18 protein-coding genes are annotated in these 19,058 nt (G+C 60.0%); 10 read left to right on the forward strand and 8 right to left on the reverse strand.

Annotated elements, in window-relative coordinates; translation table 11 throughout:
• Nucleotides 1-12 precede the first annotated feature (12 nt).
• Together ACA049_RS16925 and ACA049_RS16930 are read left to right on the forward strand one after the other, a co-directional pair.
• Nucleotides 13-816 (forward strand): isocitrate lyase/PEP mutase family protein, encoded by an 804-nt coding sequence (locus ACA049_RS16925; protein ID WP_497328447.1) that lies wholly within the window; start codon nucleotides 13-15, stop codon nucleotides 814-816.
• Nucleotides 817-821: 5 nt separating this feature from the next.
• Nucleotides 822-1,439: a DNA-3-methyladenine glycosylase family protein gene (locus ACA049_RS16930; RefSeq protein ID WP_497328448.1), complete on the forward strand. Its 618-nt coding sequence runs from the start codon at nucleotides 822-824 to the stop codon at nucleotides 1,437-1,439.
• A 139-nt stretch (nucleotides 1,440-1,578) separates the two neighbouring features.
• On the opposite strand, the gene ACA049_RS16935 is transcribed toward ACA049_RS16930, so the two are convergent.
• From ACA049_RS16935 to ACA049_RS16945, 3 genes are all read right to left on the reverse strand, one after another.
• Complete coding sequence (locus ACA049_RS16935; protein ID WP_497328449.1) at nucleotides 1,579-2,676, reverse strand: extracellular solute-binding protein; 1,098 nt, start codon at nucleotides 2,674-2,676, stop codon at nucleotides 1,579-1,581.
• A 2-nt stretch (nucleotides 2,677-2,678) separates the two neighbouring features.
• Nucleotides 2,679-3,803 (reverse strand): agmatine deiminase, encoded by a 1,125-nt coding sequence (gene aguA, locus ACA049_RS16940; RefSeq protein WP_497328450.1) that lies wholly within the window; start codon nucleotides 3,801-3,803, stop codon nucleotides 2,679-2,681.
• 100 nt (nucleotides 3,804-3,903) lie between these two features.
• On the reverse strand, nucleotides 3,904-4,788 hold the full coding sequence (locus ACA049_RS16945; RefSeq protein ID WP_497328451.1) for a LysR substrate-binding domain-containing protein: 885 nt from the start codon (nucleotides 4,786-4,788) through the stop codon (nucleotides 3,904-3,906).
• Nucleotides 4,789-5,058: 270 nt separating this feature from the next.
• Between ACA049_RS16945 and ACA049_RS16950 the strand changes: the two genes are divergently transcribed.
• Complete coding sequence (locus ACA049_RS16950) at nucleotides 5,059-5,547, forward strand: GFA family protein (RefSeq protein ID WP_497328452.1); 489 nt, start codon at nucleotides 5,059-5,061, stop codon at nucleotides 5,545-5,547.
• A 101-nt stretch (nucleotides 5,548-5,648) separates the two neighbouring features.
• Nucleotides 5,649-6,437 carry a MipA/OmpV family protein gene (locus ACA049_RS16955; RefSeq protein WP_497328453.1) on the forward strand — a complete coding sequence of 263 codons (789 nt, stop codon included), beginning with the start codon at nucleotides 5,649-5,651 and terminating at the stop codon, nucleotides 6,435-6,437.
• A gap of 137 nt (nucleotides 6,438-6,574) precedes the next feature.
• Here the strand turns inward: ACA049_RS16955 and ACA049_RS16960 are convergent, their stop codons facing one another.
• From ACA049_RS16960 to ACA049_RS16970, 3 genes are all read right to left on the reverse strand, one after another.
• On the reverse strand, nucleotides 6,575-7,861 hold the full coding sequence (locus ACA049_RS16960) for an ATP-binding protein (protein ID WP_497328454.1): 1,287 nt from the start codon (nucleotides 7,859-7,861) through the stop codon (nucleotides 6,575-6,577).
• A complete protein-coding gene (locus ACA049_RS16965; protein WP_497336885.1) occupies nucleotides 7,862-8,569 on the reverse strand; it encodes a response regulator in 708 nt (235 codons plus the stop codon).
• 232 nt (nucleotides 8,570-8,801) lie between these two features.
• On the reverse strand, nucleotides 8,802-9,410 hold the full coding sequence (locus ACA049_RS16970) for a MiaE family protein (RefSeq protein ID WP_054615108.1): 609 nt from the start codon (nucleotides 9,408-9,410) through the stop codon (nucleotides 8,802-8,804).
• Between the two features lie 161 nt (nucleotides 9,411-9,571).
• Here ACA049_RS16970 and uspL point away from each other — a divergent pair, with 161 nt between their 5' ends.
• Nucleotides 9,572-10,435 carry a universal stress protein UspL gene (gene uspL, locus ACA049_RS16975; RefSeq protein ID WP_497328455.1) on the forward strand — a complete coding sequence of 288 codons (864 nt, stop codon included), beginning with the start codon at nucleotides 9,572-9,574 and terminating at the stop codon, nucleotides 10,433-10,435.
• A gap of 119 nt (nucleotides 10,436-10,554) precedes the next feature.
• Here uspL and ACA049_RS16980 read toward each other — a convergent pair whose 3' ends face one another.
• Entirely contained in the window at nucleotides 10,555-11,025 is a 471-nt protein-coding gene (locus ACA049_RS16980; RefSeq protein WP_461974117.1) for a DUF1289 domain-containing protein, read from the reverse strand.
• A gap of 408 nt (nucleotides 11,026-11,433) precedes the next feature.
• Between ACA049_RS16980 and acnB the strand changes: the two genes are divergently transcribed.
• Nucleotides 11,434-14,043: a bifunctional aconitate hydratase 2/2-methylisocitrate dehydratase gene (acnB, locus tag ACA049_RS16985; RefSeq protein WP_497336887.1), complete on the forward strand. Its 2,610-nt coding sequence runs from the start codon at nucleotides 11,434-11,436 to the stop codon at nucleotides 14,041-14,043.
• Between the two features lie 208 nt (nucleotides 14,044-14,251).
• Here the strand turns inward: acnB and ACA049_RS16990 are convergent, their stop codons facing one another.
• A complete protein-coding gene (locus ACA049_RS16990) occupies nucleotides 14,252-15,532 on the reverse strand; it encodes a serine/threonine transporter (RefSeq protein ID WP_497328456.1) in 1,281 nt (426 codons plus the stop codon).
• Nucleotides 15,533-15,799: 267 nt separating this feature from the next.
• Here ACA049_RS16990 and ACA049_RS16995 point away from each other — a divergent pair, with 267 nt between their 5' ends.
• The 4 genes from ACA049_RS16995 (at nucleotide 15,800) to ACA049_RS17010 (ending at nucleotide 18,871) form a co-directional block, all read left to right on the forward strand.
• Entirely contained in the window at nucleotides 15,800-16,183 is a 384-nt protein-coding gene (locus ACA049_RS16995; RefSeq protein ID WP_497328457.1) for a tautomerase family protein, read from the forward strand.
• A gap of 49 nt (nucleotides 16,184-16,232) precedes the next feature.
• Entirely contained in the window at nucleotides 16,233-17,165 is a 933-nt protein-coding gene (locus ACA049_RS17000; protein ID WP_497328458.1) for a DMT family transporter, read from the forward strand.
• Between the two features lie 39 nt (nucleotides 17,166-17,204).
• Nucleotides 17,205-17,801, forward strand: a complete 597-nt coding sequence (locus tag ACA049_RS17005; protein WP_497328459.1) for a TetR/AcrR family transcriptional regulator — start codon at nucleotides 17,205-17,207, stop codon at nucleotides 17,799-17,801.
• Nucleotides 17,802-17,902: 101 nt separating this feature from the next.
• Nucleotides 17,903-18,871 carry a 2-hydroxyacid dehydrogenase gene (locus tag ACA049_RS17010; RefSeq protein ID WP_497328460.1) on the forward strand — a complete coding sequence of 323 codons (969 nt, stop codon included), beginning with the start codon at nucleotides 17,903-17,905 and terminating at the stop codon, nucleotides 18,869-18,871.
• Nucleotides 18,872-19,058: the final 187 nt, after the last annotated feature.

A 19,058-nucleotide genomic window follows, 5' to 3' on the forward strand; every position in this document is an offset into this window, starting at 1 on the left:
GAAGGACATTCGATGGACACGCATTTTCATCAACTGCACCACGACGGCCTGCTGATCCTCACGAACGTCGCCGACGCCACCGGGGCGCGCATCGTCGAGCAACTGGGCTGCAAAGCCGTGGCCACCAGTAGCGCGGCGGTGGCTTGGGCACACGGGTATGCGGACGGCAATGCCCTGCCGCTTGAACGCCTGATATCCACCGTGGAATCCATCGCCCGGGTGATTTCGGTGCCGTTGTCCATCGACATCGAGGCCGGTTATTCCGATGACCTGACGCGGGTGGCCGAAGTCGTTGAGGCGGTGATCGCGGCCGGTGCGGTCGGGATCAATATCGAGGACGGTGCCTCTGTGCCGGAGTTGCTCGCACGCAAGATCGAAGTCGCCCGTGAGGTTGCCAATCGGCGCAATGTGAAGCTGTTTATCAATGCCCGCACTGACGTGTACCTCAGGGGTTTGGTGCCTGCGGAAGATCGCGTCGCCGAAACGCTTAAGCGCGCTGCGTTGTATCAGGCGGCGGGCGCTGATGGGTTGTTCGCAGCGGGCGTGACGGCGGAGTATGAGATTGCAGCACTGTGCCAAGGCACGCCGTTGCCGGTGAACGTGCTCGGGCTGCCGGGTTTGCAGTCGCCTGAAACCCTGCAAGCCCTCGGCGTACGGCGCCTGAGTGCCGGCTCCGGCATCGCCGAGTTTCTTTATGGGGCGATGGCGTCCTTGGCCAATGGCTTTCTGGAGACCGGAAAACTCGACACCAGCCATCTCAAGGCCTTCACGTACGGGGAAGTCAACGCCCTGCTCAAACCTGCCGGGAACGCTTGATCGCCATGCCCGATCCCTATCTGCCTGCGACTGAGTTTCTGTCATCGATCGATGAAGACTGGCGGCGCCACATCGCCGCCATCGGCCCGTGCCTGCATCAACCCCACGCGGCGCGCGATCCGTATGAGTCGCTGGTGCGGGCGATTGCCTATCAGCAACTGCACGCCAAGGCCGGGGATGCGATTGTCGGTCGAATGCTGGCGTTGTATCCGTCGACGGCGTTTCCAAGGCCGGAACAGATTGTGGCGACAGGGTTTGATCAACTGCGCAGTTGCGGGTTTTCCGCAGGCAAGATCGCGACCATTCAGGGGATTGCGCAGGCGGCTCTGGACGGTGTGGTGCCGGATTACGCCACCGCACTGGCGATGGACGATGAGGCGCTGATCGAGCGGCTAGTCACCTTGCGCGGGGTTGGACGCTGGACGGTCGAGATGCTGCTGATTTACAGCCTGGAGCGCCCTGATATTTTGCCGGCGGATGACTTTGGGGTGCGTGAGGGGTATCGGCGGCTGAAGGGGCTGGAGGTGCAGCCGACGCGCAAGCAGATGGTGGAGATTGGCCTGGCGTGGAGTCCGTATCGGACGGTGGCTTCGTGGTATTTGTGGCGGATGACAGGCAAGTAGACCGCGTTATCGTTCTTCGCGAGCAAGCCCGCTCCCACAGGGATCTTTGTGTACGCAGCCTCTGTGCCCGACACATAACCTGTGGGAGCGGGCTTGCTCGCGAAGGCGATTTCTCATTCAACACATCACTCAAAACCAATCACAACCCGGATTTCAACCGAGTAAACGCCCGAATCAACGCCCGGTTGAACGCCTTGCCATTGTCATTTTTGCTATACAACGAAGCCCTCACCTGCGCCGACGGATACGTCCCCGGATCATTGCGGATCGCCGGATCGATCAACTCGTCCGCCGCCGTAATCGCATTGGCGTAGTGGATGGTGTCGGTGATCGGCGCAATCACTTCCGGCGTCATCAGGTAATCCATCAACGCCAGCCCCGCCTCGGGGTGTGGTGCATCCTTGGGAATGACCATGGCGTCAAACCAGATCAACGTGCCCTCCTTCGGTATCCGGTAACTGAGCTTGAACGGTTTGTTCGCCGCCTCGGCCTGACCCGCCGCGATGGCTACGTTGCCGTTCCACGACATCGCCACACAGGTGTTGCCGTTGGCGAGGTCGCTGATGTTCAGGTCATTGTCGAAGTAGCGGATGTAGGGCCGGATCTTCGCCAGTTGTTGCTCGGCCCGTTTCAGGTCATCGAGGTTCTGGCGGTTGATGTCCAGCCCCATGTACTTCATGACCGCGGCAAACACCTCGTTGGGATCGTTGAGCAGACTGACCCCGCAATCGGCAAATTTCGACACCACCGCCGGGTCGAACAGCATCGCCCAACTGTCCCTTGGCGCGTCGGGCAAGCGCTGTTTGATCGCCTCTTCCTGGTAGCCAACGCCGGTGGTGCCCCAGGCGTAGATGCCGGCGTAACGATTGCCCGGATCGAACGCCGCCATGTGTTGGCGGAACTCTTCCCCTACGCCGGCAAAGTGCGGCAACTGTTGCAGGTTCAGTGTCTGGATCGCCCCGCTCTGGATCGCCCGGGACAGGTGCTGCCCCGCCGTCAGCACCAGGTCATAACCGCTGCCACCGGTCAACAGTTTGGTCTCCGCCGTTTCCAGGGAGTCGAAGTGATCGACCACCACATGGATGCCGGTTTTCTTCTCGAAATCGGTCAGGGTATCCGGGGCCAGGTACTCGCCCCAGATGTACAGGTTCACCACCGGTTTCGCGGTGTCGGCGGCCTGCACACACAAGGGTGCAAGCACCAGCAATAACGCTTGAGTCAGTTTGTGCAGGCCCATGATTACGCTCCCTGTTTGCTGCGCGCAGGCGCAGCGTATTGCGGCATGGTGATGCAGGCGACGTTACCGCCACCGAGGAGGATTTCCCGGGAGTTTTCGATGCCGACGATTTTGTGTTTCGGGAACAATTCAGCCAGGGTCGCCTGCGCCGCCTGATCGTTGCGATCACCAAACAACGGCACCACGATCGAGCTGTTGCCGGCGTAGTAATTGATGTACGACGCGCAGATCTGGGTCCCGGCCTGACGGGTATGGGTGCTGTCTTGCTGGTCCAGGCCTTCGGCTTCTTCAGCGGTCCATTCCAGCACATCCGGTTGCGGCAACTTGTGCACGATCAACTCACGGCCCCGGCTGTCGCGGGTGCTGCGCAGAATGTCGTAGGCCTCCTGGTAGATTTCCCATTGCGGATCATCGCGATTGTCGGTCCATTGCAGCACCACTTCACCGGGACGCACGAAGCACGCGAGGTCGTCGACATGGCCGTCGGTTTCGTCGAACTTGCAACCCCGTGGCAACCAGATGATTTGCTCGGCGCCGAGGTAATCGGTCAGGCGGCGGGTGACTTCTTCCTTGCCCAGATGCTGGTTGCGATTGCGGTTGAGCAGGCATTGTTCGGTGGTGAGGATGCTGCCCTGGCCGTCACTCTGGATGCCGCCCAGTTCGGCAATCAACGGCGCGCGGTAACGGTCGAAGCGTTCGATTTCGAGGATTTTGCTGGCGATCTGATCGTCCTTGTCCCACGGGTAGTACAAGCCGCCGTCGAGACCGCCATAGGCGTTGAACTCGAAGTCGACCCCGCGCACTTCGCCGCTGTCGTCGTTGACCACGAAGCAAGGGCCACTGTCGCGGAACCAGGTGTCGTTGCAGGTCATTTCCACCACGCGAACCTGAGGCGGCAACTGGCGGCGGGCGGTGGCGAATTGTGCGGCGGATGCGCAAACCGTGACCGGTTCGCTCTGAGCAATGGCGGTGACGATTTGCACCCAGACTTTCTGCGCAGGCTTGGCACCGTTGCGCCAGACATCGGTACGCTCCGGCCAGCCGAGCCAGCAACCGGACTTGGTTTCGAATTCGCCGGGCAGGCGGAAGCCATCGAGTTTCGGGGTGGAATCGAGCAAGCGTGCCATGGTCGGACCTCATCAACGCGGATTGGAATGACCACAGGCTACGGTCGTCGGCGTCCTCCTCGCCAACGATGATTATTTCGGAATACTTGAATTCAACTCATCAATCGATCAGCTGATCGTTGAACCATTCCAGCATTTGCGCCACGGCCGGACGCTCCAGACGCACCCGCTCGCACACCAGCGCATATTGCCCGAGCGCAGTCATGCTGGCGGTGAAAGGCCGGACCAGACGACCGCTGAGCAAGTCTTCCTGAGCCGTCAGATTGTCGCCCATGGCCACGCCCTGCCCTTGCACCGCCGCTTCCAGCGCCAGGCCGGCATGGGCGAAATACAGTTGCCGCTGGGGACGCTGATCGCCGGCATGGCTGGTGAGCCATGCGGTCCAGGTCTTGCCGTCCTGATCGTCGTGCAGCAGGCAATGGCGCGCCAGGTCCTTCGGGGCTTTCAGCGTGCCCTGGTTGAACAGGCCGGGGCTGCACACCGGGAAAAACTGCAACGCCGGCAAAGGGCGGACGAAATAGGCGCTGCTGTCGACCGGCCCGGTGCCGTAGGTGATCGCCAGGTCGATGTCTTCCCCCGGCGCCGTGGCGTCGATCGGTTGTTCATAAAGGTGCAGCGTGATGTGCGGATAGCGCGCGTAGAAGTCCGTGAGGCGACTCATCAGCCACTTTTGCGCGAGCTCGGCGGTGACCGCCAGACGCAACACCGCCAGCGATGACGGGTCGCGCAATTCATCGCAGGCTTCGCCGATCAGTTCGAAGGCTTGCTGCAGGCTTTGCATTAACCGGCCCGCGGCCATGGTCGGGCGGATTTGCCGGCCTTCGCGGATGAACAGCGAGACGCCCAGGTGCTCTTCGAGCTGACGGATTTGATGGCTGACGGCGCTGTCGGTGACGCACAACTCTGCAGCGGCCCGGCCGAAGTGGGCGTGGCGGGCGGCGCATTCGAAGGTTCTGAGTGCTGCTAGTGAAGGCAGTCGTCGCATGAATTCAGCCCCGGTGGTGAAGGCGACCATGCTGCCTTGGGCATGAGTGGGCGTCCAGTGAGACCGCGTTATCGTTCATCGCGGGCAAGCCCGCTCCCACAGGGGAACGCATTTCAACTGTGAGAGCAGGCTTGCTCGCGAAGAGGCCGGCACATCCGCCACAAATCCAGCGGCTCATCACTCACCCTTACTTCCCCGATTCTGGTGCCGGTCGAAGCTCGCTGACGGTCTAGGCTGTCTTGGGTAACCCAACCCTCGTCGGAGGTTCCCATGCAGCTCGAAGGTTCCTGCCATTGCGGCGCTGTGTCATTCAGTTTGACCAGCGCCCATCCCTACCCGTATCAGCGATGCTACTGCTCGATTTGCCGCAAGACTCAGGGCGGTGGCGGTTACTCGATCAATATTGCCGGTGATGCCGCCAGCCTGAAGGTCCGCGGGTGCAAGCACGTCGCGGTCTACCATGCACAACTCAAGAACGAAAGCGACAAGCGTGCCCATCGCAGCAGCCTGGGTCGGCATTTCTGCTCGGTCTGCGGCTCGTGCCTGTGGGTGTACAGCCCTGAATGGCCGGAGCTGATTCACCCGTTCGCGTCGGCCATCGACACCCCGCTGCCGGTGCCGCCGGAACACACGCACTTGTTGCTCGACTCCAAGGCACCGTGGGTGGAAGTCGACATGCGTCCCGGGGACAAGCAGTTCGACGTCTATCCCGAAGAGTCCATCGCCGACTGGCATGAACGCCTGGGTTTGAGCCGCTGAAGTCGTTTCACAGTCTTTGACAGTTTCCCGACAAAGCTCTCAAAGATTGCTGGCGGGCAGCCGCCTAGCATGGGCGCATCCAATCTCCCTCGGGTGCTCCCATGTTACGTTCGCTGTGTCTGTCGTTGCCTTCACTTTGCCTGCTGTTTCCCGCCGACTCATTACACGCTGAAGACTGGCGCTACACGCTGCGCACCGGTGCTGCCAGCGCGCCCCGTTACAGCGGCAGCGACGAGCGCGTGGTCGCGCCGCTACTGGGCGCCAAGGTGGTCAGCCCGTATGGCATCTTTCTGGACACTGAAAAGGGATTGGGCTGGGCGTTTGATGAAGACGACTTTGGCCTGAGCGTGTACATCGGCGCGAGCGATGTGCGCAAGGATCGCAAGACCGGATTCAAAGGCTCGGATGAGCTCAACGGCATGGGCTCGATCAAGTCGCGGCCGGCGCTGGGGCTGGACGGGACTTACCACATGGGCCCGATCATTCTCGGTGCCGATTTTGAACATGCGCTGGAAAAGGACGATGACGATCGCGACACTGGCTCGTCCTGGAATCGCCTGAAACTGAGCATCAGCGCGCCGTTTTATGAAGGTGACTACGGCAAGGTCACGGGCAGCCTGAACAGTCAGTTTGGTGACAGTAATTACGTGCGCACCTGGTATGGCGTCAGTGCCGCCCAGGCTTCGCGCAGTCAGTTCCGGACGCATGACACTCACGGCGGACTGGTGAGTCGCGGGGCGGAGTTGAGCTGGTCATTGCCGATCGATGATCGGTGGAGTGTTTCGACGGTGCTGGCGGTGCAGTATCTGGCGGGTGATGCGGCGGACAGTCCAATTGTCGAGCGGCGGATGCAGACCTCGTTAGCTGGGCAGGTTGTGTACACCTTTTGATGATGCTTTGTTGCTGATGGCCTCTTCGCGGGCAAGCCTCGCTCCTACAGGTCCGGAGTCGTACACAAATCATGTGAGCGACCAATATCCTGTAGGAGCGAGGCTTGCCCGCGAAGGCGTCAGTGAAAACAACACAATCAATCCAGATGCGCCCAAGTCATCCGAAACGACGCCCCACCCCACGGCGAATCCGCCACTTCCACTTGCCCGCCATGGGATTGCGATACTCGCCGCACCAACGCCAGCCCCAAACCAAACCCGCCCGTGCGGCGATCTCGGCTGGCGTCCAGGCGCGAGAACGGTTCGAAGATTTTCTCGCGTCCGTCCACCGGCACGCCCGGGCCGTCATCGTTGACCCGCACTTCGTAATGATCGCCGGTGCGGACCAGCGACACTTCCACCCGCTCCTCGGCATAACGAATGGCATTGCGCAGCAGGTTGATCACAGCGCGGGCCATGAAACGCGGCTCGATGCGCACCTCATCGACCTGACACTCGACGATCAACAACTGCACCCCGGCGGCCTCGGCCTCCAGCGCCACGCTGCCGACCACGCTGTCCAGCCAACTGTTGGCCTGGATGTTTTCCCGAGTGATCACCGTGGCACCGCGCTCAAGGCTGGCGTAGGTCAGCAGCTCGGAGACCATTTCCTCCAATTCGCCAAGGTCGGCGTACATGTCGGCAATCAGTTCGCGATTCTGGGCCGGATCAGGTTGTTGCTTGAGCTGATCGAGTTCGAAAGACAACCGGGCAATCGGCGTGCGCAATTCATGGGACACCGCGTTGGTCAGCTCGCGCTGATTGGCGATCAGGCCTTCGATGCGCGCCGCCATCAGGTTGAAGTGTTCGGACAAATCACGAATGTTCGAGCGCTTGGACAGCTGGATTCGTGACGACAGGTCGTTATCGCCGAAGCGTTCGGCCGCCAGGCGCAGTTTCTCCAGATCCCGCCAGTGCGGACGCACCCAGAACATCAACACGAAACCGATCATCACCGCGATCATCAAGTACGCCGCGGCAATGTAGAACGGCATCAGGCTGGGCTCGGCCGGCAACTTGATGCTGAGCAACTGAGAACCTTCGTCGATGCGCGAGATAAACTGCGTGTACTTGTCGCGAATCACCAGCAGCCCCAGGGCCAACTCGGCTTTCTCCTGATCGGTCAGGGCCAGTTGACGACTCTCGACCAACGTCAGGCCCAAGCCATAGTGCGGGCGTACCGCTTCCAGTTGTTGCTCCCGGTCCGAACCATCCAGATCGCGCAACTGCTCGGCCAGCGACCAGGCCTGGCCACGCACCGCCTCGCGGTTGTAGCTCTGCATCTGACCGGCGAGCAGCGCATCGAACGTGCGCTCGACGGTTTGCAGCCCCAGGACCAGGCCAACGGTCATCACCAGAAACAGCCCAAGAAATAACCGTAGCATTTACAGCTCCCACGCAAACGGATTGAACAGGTAACCCTTGCCCCAGATGGTCTTGATGCACACCGGTTCGCGCGGGTTGTCCTTGAGCTTGCCGCGCAACTTGCTGATGTAGACGTCAACGCTGCGGTTGAGGCCGTCAAACGCGATGCCGCGCATGCGGTTGAGGATGTCATCGCGAGACAGCGTCTTGCCGGCGGCGCTGGCCAGCAACCACAGCAGTTCGAATTCCATGGTGGTCATTTCGATGAGTTCTCCCGCCAGCCGCACTTCGCGACAGCTGCGGTCGATGCTCAGATGGCCGAATTCCAGGGCGCTGCACACGTTGCTGTCCGGGGTCTGACGGCGTTGCAAGGCACGCAGGCGGGCCAAGAGGACCGGCGGTTTGATCGGTTTGATCACATAGTCGTCGGCGCCGGATTCCAGGCCGAGGATGTGGTCGAGGTCGTCTTCCTTGGCTGTCAGGATGACAATCGGCGTGTCGGACACGCTGCGGATCTCGCGGCACACGTGCAGGCCGCTCTGCCCCGGCAACATCAGGTCGAGCACGACAACTTTCGGTTTGAATTCGAGGAAGGCGGCCAGCGCCAGGTCACCGCGGTGCACCTGCCGGACCTCAAAGCCATGTTGGGACAGGAAGTGCGCAATCAGCCCGGCGAGCTTCTCATCGTCTTCCACCAGCAAAACTTTGCCAAAACCCAGGTTATCCATAACGACCGTCTGCTGCCCCTTGTGTGAAGTGGGCGGCATTATGGCGCCAATCGGTGACAGGACGGTGATGGCAGGCAGCAAAAACCGGCCTCGAGGGCCGGTTTTTGGCGATGTTTCATGTTTTTAAGAGTTTTTAACAATGTCGAATCAGGCATGACGTTTGTAGGAGCGAGGCTTGCCCGCGAAGGCGTCCTTGAAATCGCCTTCGCGGGCAAGCCTCGCTCCTACAAGGTTATGCGGCAGTTGGCACACCGCTGTGAAAGCGAAACTCCACGTCCGGCGACTCGATCAATTCCTGCTCGGCAGCACGAACCCGGTCAATAACCTGGGCAATATCCTTGGCGTCACCATACTGGTAAGCCAGTTTCAGATACCCCTGAAAATGCCGCGCCTCGCTTTTCAGCAAGCCGAAATAGAACTTGCCCAGTTCTTCATCCAGATGCGGCACCAGCGCCTCGAAACGTTCGCAGCTACGGGCCTCGATAAACGCGCCCACCACCAGCGTGTCCACCAGTTTGACCGGCTCGTGGCTGCGCACCACTTTGCGCAGGCCCGAGGCGTAACGCCCGGCGGACAGCTGACGCAACTCGATCTTGCGCTTTTTCATCAGGCGCATGACCTGTTCGTGATGCACCAGCTCTTCCCGGGCCAGGCGCGACATCAGGTTGATCAGGTCGACATGGGAGTGATACTTGGCGATCAGGCTCAACGCCGTGCTGGCCGCCTTGAACTCACAGTTCTTGTGGTCGATCAGCAGGGTTTCCTGATCGGCAAGCGCGGCCTGGACCCAGCCATCGGGGGTGCGGCAGCCGAGGAACTCGTGAATTTCGGGAAGGATCATGGGGCTCACGGAATAAAAGGTGTAAATCGAAGGGCGCCGATTATACCGGCCTGCCGCCAGACCACCAGTCGCCACCGTTGATATGCATCAAGTACCGGGTTGACGGCGAAGAACTATAGTTGTCCAACGCAGCATTTTTTACCTTCCTGGAGATCCCGATCATGCAAGCCATTCGCAGCATTCTGGTGGTCATCGAACCCGAACACTCGGAAAGCCTGGCGCTCAAACGGGCCAAACTGATTGCTGGTGTGACTCAGGCGCATCTGCACTTGCTGGTGTGCGATCGCAAGCATGACCATAGCGGCATGTTGGGCGTACTTAAGGCAGCCCTGATCGAGGACGGTTATAGCGTCACCACCGAGCAGGCCTGGAATGAGAGCCTGCACGAAACTATCGTCGACGTGCAGCAGGCCGAAGGCTGCGGGCTGGTGGTCAAACAGCATTTCCCCGACAGCCCGCTGAAAAAAGCCCTGCTGACCCCGGCGGACTGGAAATTGCTGCGTTATTGCCCGACGCCGGTGTTGCTGGTGAAAACCTCGAAACCGTGGACGGGCGGCGTGATTCTGGCGGCGATCGACGTCGGCAATACCGATGGCGAACACCGCACCTTGCACGCCACCATCGTCGATCACGGTTACGACATCGCCAGCCTGGCCAAGGCCCATCTGCACGTGGTCAGCGCCCATCCGTCACCGATGCTGTCGGCGGCCGACCCGACGTTGCAGCTCAGCGAAACCATCGAGGCGCGCTATCGCGAGCAGTGCAAATCGTTTCAGGCCGAGTTCGATATCGATGATGAACACCTGCACATCGAGGAAGGTCCGGCAGATGTGTTGATTCCGTTCATGGTCCACAAACTGGGTGCGGCAGTGACGGTGATTGGCACGGTGGCGCGGTCCGGGTTGTCCGGGGCGTTGATCGGCAATACGGCGGAGGTGGTGCTGGATGCAGTGGAGAGCGATGTGCTGGTGCTGAAACCGGATACGATCATGGATCATCTGGAGGAGATTGTGACTCAGCATTGAGATGTGCGGTGTCAGTGATGACGCCTTCGCGGGCAAGCCTCGCTCCTACAGGTTATCGGTGCTTTCATGATCGATGCATGACCTGTAGGAGCGAGGCTTGCCCGCGAAGCTTTTAAGATTTACCCGCCGAACGCATCCCGGAGGAAACCGGGCGCGATGTAGCGCTGGTAATGCGCCTCCGACAGCAAGAAGAACTCCCGATCAATGGCATCGCGCAATTCCGGCAGGTTCCAGTCGCGAAACTCCGGCATCAGCACCATCCCGTAGGCTTCCAGGTTGTTGATGACCCGCGCGCCCCGGGCGATCAGCTGATACGCCCAGCAATATTCCGACTGATGCGGCACAAAGCGGATCTTGCGCTGCTCCAGCTGCAAGCGCAGGCGCTGGGCATCGAAAACCTCCAGCTTGCTGGCCATCACCTGGGACAACAGCTGCTCAAGACGCAGCCACACCGCGCGCTTTTCCTCCTCGTTGTAACCATTCCAGTTGATCACTTCATGGTGGAAACGCTTGCAGCCACGGCACACCAGATCACCGTAAACAGTGGAACAGAGGCCGACGCAGGGGGTCTTGATGGTCTGATTGGGCATAGGTAAGGAGAACACGGGAAAGCAGAACAGGTCGGCATGTTAGCCCTTTGTCTAACATTCATCACCCCTCAAAGTTGAGGGGCTAACTTACCTTTAATTTTTTTTTGCCGTAGAATCAGCCAGCCTTTTAAGGCGCCAATGTCCGTTAGAAGCTGTTTTCAAAGCGTCACGAGCACAGTCGTTCCTTCAGAGCGGAGTTGGCGAAGGGTTTTTCCAGCGGGGAAAAACTCTACGCCAACCCTCATCAGCTCCCCGTTCTGCAGGCGTAAAACTTTGAAAGCAGCTTCTGTAAGGAATTGTCGGTAATTCTGGCTAAGTGGCCCACAACGCCACGCAGCGCATGAGTACGGCAATTTCGGGATGAGCGTCCCGGACACCCATTTGGGACCACTGATGAGGGTAATAACTGTGCTTGAAGCCTACCGCAAACATATCGAAGAGCGTGCAGCACTGGGTATCGTTCCCCAGCCGCTAAACGCCGAACAAACTGCAGGCCTGGTCGAGCTGCTGAAGAATCCCCCGGCTGGCGAAGAAGCTTTCCTCGTTGACCTGATCACCAATCGCATTCCGCCAGGCGTGGACGAAGCGGCCTATGTAAAGGCCGGTTTCCTGTCTGCCCTCGCCAAAGGCGAAGCAAAATCCCCTCTGATCGACAAGAAACGCGCTGTTGAACTGCTTGGCACCATGCAAGGCGGCTACAACATCGTGACCCTGGTCAATCTGCTGGACGACGCCGAACTGGCGCCAGTCGCTGCCGAAGAACTCAAGCACACCCTGCTGATGTTCGACGCATTCCACGATGTCGCTGAAAAAGCCAAGAACGGTAACGTTCACGCTAAAGGCGTGCTGCAATCCTGGGCTGACGGCGAGTGGTTCAAAAACCGCCCTGTGCTGGCCGACAAGATCAGCCTGCGCGTGTTCAAGGTCACCGGCGAAACCAACACCGACGACCTGTCCCCTGCTCCGGACGCCTGGTCCCGCCCGGACATCCCGCTGCACGCCCTCGCCATGCTGAAAATGGCCCGTGAAGGCATCGTGCCTGACGTCCAGGGCGTCACCGGTCCGATGAAGCAGATCGAAGAAATGCGCGGTCAAGGCTTCCCTATCGCCTACGTCGGTGACGTGGTCGGTACCGGTTCTTCGCGTAAATCCGCCACCAACTCGGTGCTGTGGTTCTTCGGCGACGACGTTCCTTACGTGCCGAACAAGCGTGCTGGCGGTTTCTGCTTCGGCAGCAAGATCGCTCCGATCTTCTACAACACCATGGAAGATGCTGGCGCACTGCCAATCGAATTCGACGTCACCAACATGAACATGGGCGACGTGATCGACCTGTACCCGCATGCTGGCAAAGTCTGCAAACACGGCACTGACGAAGTCCTGACCACCTTCGAAATGAAGACCCCGGTGCTGTTGGACGAAGTACGTGCCGGCGGCCGTATCCCGCTGATCATCGGTCGCGGCCTGACCGACAAGGCGCGTGCCGAACTGGGCCTGGGCCCTACCGATCTGTTCAAACTGCCTGAAGCACCTGTCGACACCGGCAAAGGCTTCACCCTGGCACAGAAAATGGTCGGCAAGGCGTGCGGCCTGCCAGAAGGCAAAGGCGTTCGTCCTGGCACCTACTGCGAACCGAAGATGACTACCGTCGGCTCTCAGGACACCACCGGTCCAATGACCCGTGACGAACTGAAAGACCTGGCGTGCCTGGGCTTCTCGACCGATCTGGTAATGCAATCGTTCTGCCACACCGCGGCCTATCCTAAGCCGATCGACGTGACCACCCACCACACCCTGCCAGACTTCATCATGACCCGCGGCGGCGTTTCCCTGCGTCCGGGCGACGGCATTATCCACAGCTGGCTGAACCGTATGCTGCTGCCGGACACCGTCGGTACCGGTGGTGACTCGCACACCCGTTTCCCGATGGGCATTTCGTTCCCGGCCGGTTCTGGCCTGGTAGCGTTCGCCGCAGCCACCGGCGTTATGCCGCTGGACATGCCGGAATCGATCCTGGTGCGCTTCAAAGGCAAAATGCAACCGGGCGTCACCCTGCGTGACCTGGTTCACGCCATTCCTTACTTCGCGATTCAGGCTGGCCTGTTGACCGTTGAGAAGAAAGGCAAGAAGAACGCATTCTCCGGCCGCATCCTGGAAATTGAAGGCCTGGACAACCTGAGCATCGAACAAGCTTTCGAGCTGTCCGACGCCTCGGCTGAACGTTCGGCTGCCGGTTGCACCATCAAGCTGTCGAAAGAGTCGATCACCGAGTACCTGAACTCCAACATCACCCTGCTGCGCTGGATGATCGGCGAAGGCTACGGTGATGCACGTACCCTGGAACGTCGTGCCCAAGCGATGGAAGCCTGGGTTGCCAACCCTGAGCTGATGGTTGCCGATGCTGACGCCGAATACGCTGAAATCATCGAAATCGACCTGGCCGACATCAAAGAGCCTGTACTCTGCGCGCCAAACGATCCGGACGACGCCCGTCTGCTGTCCAGCGTTGCTGGCGAGAAGATCGACGAAGTGTTCATCGGTTCGTGCATGACCAACATCGGTCACTTCCGCGCTGCCGGTAAACTGCTGGATCAGGTCAAGGGTCAGCTTCCAACCCGTCTGTGGCTGTCGCCGCCGACCAAAATGGACGCTCACCAGCTGACCGAAGAAGGCTACTACGGCATCTACGGCAAGGCCGGCGCACGCATGGAAATGCCAGGCTGCTCGCTGTGCATGGGTAACCAGGCACGTGTAGAGCCGAACTCCACCGTGGTGTCGACGTCGACCCGTAACTTCCCGAACCGTCTGGGTGACGGCGCGAACGTCTACCTGGCTTCGGCCGAGCTGGCGTCTGTGGCTTCCATCCTGGGTCGCTTGCCGACCGTCGAGGAGTACATGGAATACGCTGGCAAGATCGACAGCATGGCGGCTGATGTTTACCGCTACCTGTCCTTCGACCAGATCGCCGAGTTCCGTGAAGCTGCTGCGAACGCCAACATCCCGGTCGTTCAAGCCTAACGCTGCAACGCAATAAAAAACGCCGCCCATCGTGAGATGAGCGGCGTTTTTTTATGCCTGTAAGGTCTGCACAAACCATTGTGGGAGCGGGCTTGCTCGCGAATGCGGTGTGTCAGCCAACAGTTAGGTGAATGACACACCGCATTCGCGAGCAAGCCCGCTCCCACAGGATTTCAGCGTGTCAGCCAGTGATTGGCTGGCCCGCGATTCAGGCCGTCAAGGAATAGATCAACGCTGATATCGCCACAAGACCCACCGCCGTCACGAAGACGTTGGACGCTTGGCCACGGAAGCGCGCCATCGCCGGCACTTTGCGGATCGCGTACATCGGCATCAGGAACAGGATTGCCGCGATGATCGGACCACCGAGGGTTTCGATCATGCCGAGAATGCTTGGGTTCAGGGTCGCGACAATCCAGCACACCACCAGCATGAACGCGGCGGTCATGCGGTCCAGGGTCTTGGGCGCCGGACGTTTGCCGCTTTTCACGATCAGGCCTTTGAGGCCTTCGCTGGCGCCAATGTAGTGCCCCAGGAACGACTTGGAAATGGCCACGAAGGCAATCAACGGCGCCGCGAAGGCGATGGTCGGGTTGCTGAAGTGGTTGGCCAGGTACGACAGGATCGACAGGTTCTGTGCCTTGGCTTCGGCCAGTTGCGCTGGAGACAAGGTCAGCACGCAGCTGAAGACGAAGAACAGCACCATCACCACCATCAAGGCGTGGGCGCGGGACAGGATCTGCGAGCTGCGTTCTTCGGCGTGTTCACCGTAACGACGCTTCTGGTCCACTGCGAACGCAGAGATGATTGGCGAGTGGTTGAACGAGAACACCATCACCGGAATCGCCAGCCACAGCGTGTGCAATAGCGCCGACGGCTCAGGCAGGGTCGACGCCGTGGCCAGGATGCCGCCGTTCCAGTGCGGAATCAGGAACACCGCCAGGAACAGCAGCGCCACAATGAACGGATAGACCATCAGGCTCATGGCCTTGACGATGACTTGCTCGCCGCAACGCACCACGGCCAGCAAGCCGAGGATCAGCACCAACGACAGCACGGCACGCGGTGGCGGCATGATGTGCAGTTGATGCTCGAGGAAACTGCCCACGGTATTGGTCAGGGCCACGCTGTAGATCAGCAGAATCGGGAAGATCGCAAAGAAATACAGCAAAGTGATCAGTGCACCGGCCTTGATGCCGAAGTGTTCTTCCACCACTTCGGTGATGTCCGCGCCTTCGCGGCCGGACAACACGAAGCGGGTCAGGCCACGGTGTGCGTAAAAGGTCATGGGGAACGCCAGCACCGCCAGGATCAGCAACGGCCAGAAACCGCCCAGCCCCGCGTTGATCGGCAAAAACAGGGTACCGGCCCCGATGGCCGTGCCAAACAGGCCCAGCATCCAGGTGGTGTCATGGCGGTTCCAGCTCGTGAGAGTCGCTGGTGTCGCCGCTACATAGCGTTCGTCGACGCTATTGGCCTGATCATTCATCCGGTGGGATCTCCGCAGTCCGGTCATTTGCTACCCGGTCAGGACGAGTCGGAAAAATCCGACGGGCAGCGCCCTGGCCGAAACAGGGGCGCGATTGTCCGGGATTAATGAACAGAAGCAAAGACTTAGCTGAGGAGTGGTTGTGCGGATCAGATTTTCTGGCGCAGCATCAAATAGATGTTTCAAAAAATCTATTTGATAAAGGATGAGCGTCAGGTACTTTCAACCCTGACTGCTGACCGGCAGCCCTGATTGCGGAGCCTTCTCATGCCACTCGTTCGCGTCGACATCAAAAAGCATCAAGACCCCACTTTCGCCAAACGTGTCGGGCAGTTGATTTACGCTGCCATGCACAGCTCGATTGGCGTGCCGGAAAACGATAATTTCCAGATTCTTGCCGAGCACGATGAGCATCATTTCATCTTTGATCCCGGCTATCTGGGCATCAATCGCAGCGACGGCCTGGTGGTGATTCAGATCACCCTGAGCGAAGGCCGCACCATCGAACAGAAAAAACTTCTCTACAAAACCATCGCCGAGAGCCTTCACAAGGAACTGGCGGTGCGCCTGGAAGACGTCTTCATCAATCTGGTGGAAGTGAAGAAAGAAAACTGGTCGTTTGGCAACGGCATCGCTCAATACGCGCTTTGAGCGGTCTAACGCTCCACTCGCTATTTCGCGACCCCTCGGGAGCACGTCCATGAAACAGGCCGCGTATATCGCGTTCGCTTTGCTCGGCCTGATCTGGGGCACCAACTTCATTTTCATGAAGTGGGCCGCCGAATGGATTACACCCACGCAAATCGTGTTCCTGCGGGTGTTGTTCGGGTTCTTGCCGATCCTGGCATTCGCCCTCGCGCGTCGAAGCCTGAGCTGGTCGCACCTGCGCTACAGCCATCATTTCCTGGTGATGGCGCTGTTGGCGACGGTGGTTTACTACTACGCCTTCGCCAAAGGCACCTCGTTGTTGCTGTCCAGCGTGGCCGGGATGCTCAGCGGGGCGATTCCGTTGTTTTCTTTTCTCACCGCATGGCTGTTCCTGCTCGCCGAACCGCTGAACACCCGGACGGCTTTCGGTATTTTCCTCGGCTTTGTCGGCGTGGTTCTGATCGCCCGGCCCTGGAACAGCCTGGCGGCGGGTGTCGATGTCAGCGGTGTGCTGTACATGATCGCCGGTTCGCTGAGTGTCGGCTGCTCGTTTGTCTATGCCCGACGTTTTATTACACCGCTGGGCTTGTCGCCGCTGGCGCTGTCGACCTATCAGATCGGTTTCGCCCTGGTGCTGATCACGCTGATTACCGACATGCATGGCATCGCGCACATTTCGCTGGACCCGGTGGCGCTGGCGGGCGTGATACTGGGTTTGGGGCTGGCCGGGACCGGCATTGCCTACATCCTTTATTACTACATCGTGCAACGGCTCGGCGCCCTCGCCGCTTCGGGCGTCACCTACATTCCGCCGGTGATTGCCTTGCTGATCGGCACATTGCTGGTGGGCGAGCCGATCAAGAGCCTCGACTTGCTGGCGATGGTTCTGATCCTCGGTGGCGTTTACGTCCTGCAATCGGGAAAGAACAATCTTGCAGCAGTGCAGAAAGAGACGGCCGGACGCGCGACCCACCGTTCGTTATGATGCCAGTCATCTATCCACCTTCCCTACCTGTGAGCCGCCATGCCCCGAGTCTCCCGCAAACAAGCCGACCTCAACCGCGAGATCATCGTCGAAGCCGCCACACGGCTATTTCGTGAGCGCGGCCTGCACGGGATCAGCGTCGTCGATGTGATGGGCGCGGCGGGACTGACCCATGGCGGGTTCTATGGTCATTTCGAGTCCAGGGAAGCGCTGGCGAAGGAAGCTTGCACCCGGGCGTTCACGCAGTCGATGGAACGCTGGAAGGAGAAAATCGACGCCAGCGACGACACCGTCTCGGCCCGCACCAACATCATCGCGCCCTACCTGTCGGCAGCCAATCGCGACAACCCGGGCGAAAGCTGCCCGGTCACCGCGTTTGCCGGCGACATGTGCCATGAAACCGCCGAAAGCGGTTTGCACCAGACCTACACCCAAGGGCTGGAAGCCTTGCTGCAGATGCTCATGCCCTTGATGGGTGCCGACCAGCCCGAAGCCAATCGCCAGCAAGCCTTGGTGGATTATTCATTGATGGTCGGCGCCCTGACCCTGGCTCGCGCCACACGCGGGGACGGGTTGTCCGAGGAGATTCTCGACGCGGCGCGCAATTTTCTTACCTCGCCAGTTAAATCAGTCTGATCAACGGCGTGTGCAATCCCCGGTCGTTGCTAAACTCCTCTGGAATCAGCAATCTGAAGCAACATTCGAGATCCGACATTCAATACCCACAGGAGCCCAGCATGCCTGCAACCGTTCTGGTACTGGTTGAGACCATCAATGATTACTTGCCGATTCTCGAACATCAGGGCTTTCACCTGATTCTGGCTCCGACACCGGCCGAGCGCGCCGAAGCCATCACCCGGCATGGCGCCCAGATCGACGCGGTGCTGACCCGCGGCCCCTTGGGTTTGTACGCTGATGAAATCGCTGCCTTGCCCAACCTCAAGATCATTTGCGTCATCGGTGCCGGTTACGAACACGTCGACCTGCAAGCCGCCGCCGACCGTGACATTACCGTCACCAATGGCGCCGGGGTCAATGCCTCGTCAGTCGCCGACCATGCGATGGCCATGTTGCTGGCGCTGGTGCGCGACATTCCTCGTTGCGATGCCGCCGTACGCCGCGGCGAGTGGCCGAAGATCATGCGCCCTTCCCTGGCCGGCAAGCGCCTGGGGATCCTCGGCCTCGGCGCGGTCGGCATGGCCATCGCCAAACGCGCTGCCGCCGGCTTCGACATGACCGTGAGCTATCACAACCGCCAGCATCGCAGCGACGTGCCTTATACCTTCTGCTCGACGCCGACCGAACTGGCACGCGCCTCGGACTTTCTGATCATCGCCACGCCCGGCGGCCTGGGCACCAAACACCTGATCAACAAACAAGTACTCGACGCCCTGGGCCCCAATGGTTTTGTCGTGAACATCGCCCGCGCCTCGGTGATCGCCACTGCCGACCTGGTCAGTGCGCTTGAACAACGACGCATTGCCGGAGCCGCGCTGGATGTGTTCGATGCCGAGCCTCACGTGCCGGATGCACTCAAGGCGCTGACCAACGTGATCCTGACGCCGCACGTCGCGGGCTTGTCCCCGGAAGCGACCCAGGGCACCGTTGAACTGGTGGGGAAAAACCTGGTGGCGTTCTTTTCCGGGCAACCGGTACTGACGCCCATTGAGTTACCCGCGCCGGTCACCGCCGCTCTCGTTCGCTGATTAAAGGACGCCCGACAGCGCCCAGAGCCGGGGCGCTGTTCGCCCCCTGAACCCTGGTCCGCCGCGCCTGCTCCCGCACATCAGGAACGCTGATTATCCAGCAACACGCTGACCTATAAGACCGTGCCACGCTTGTGGCCACCCCGGCGCACCATTAGATTAGCCAATGATGTCTGGCCTCCAAAAT

It is taken from the genome of Pseudomonas sp. LBUM1662 (assembly GCF_059695915.1).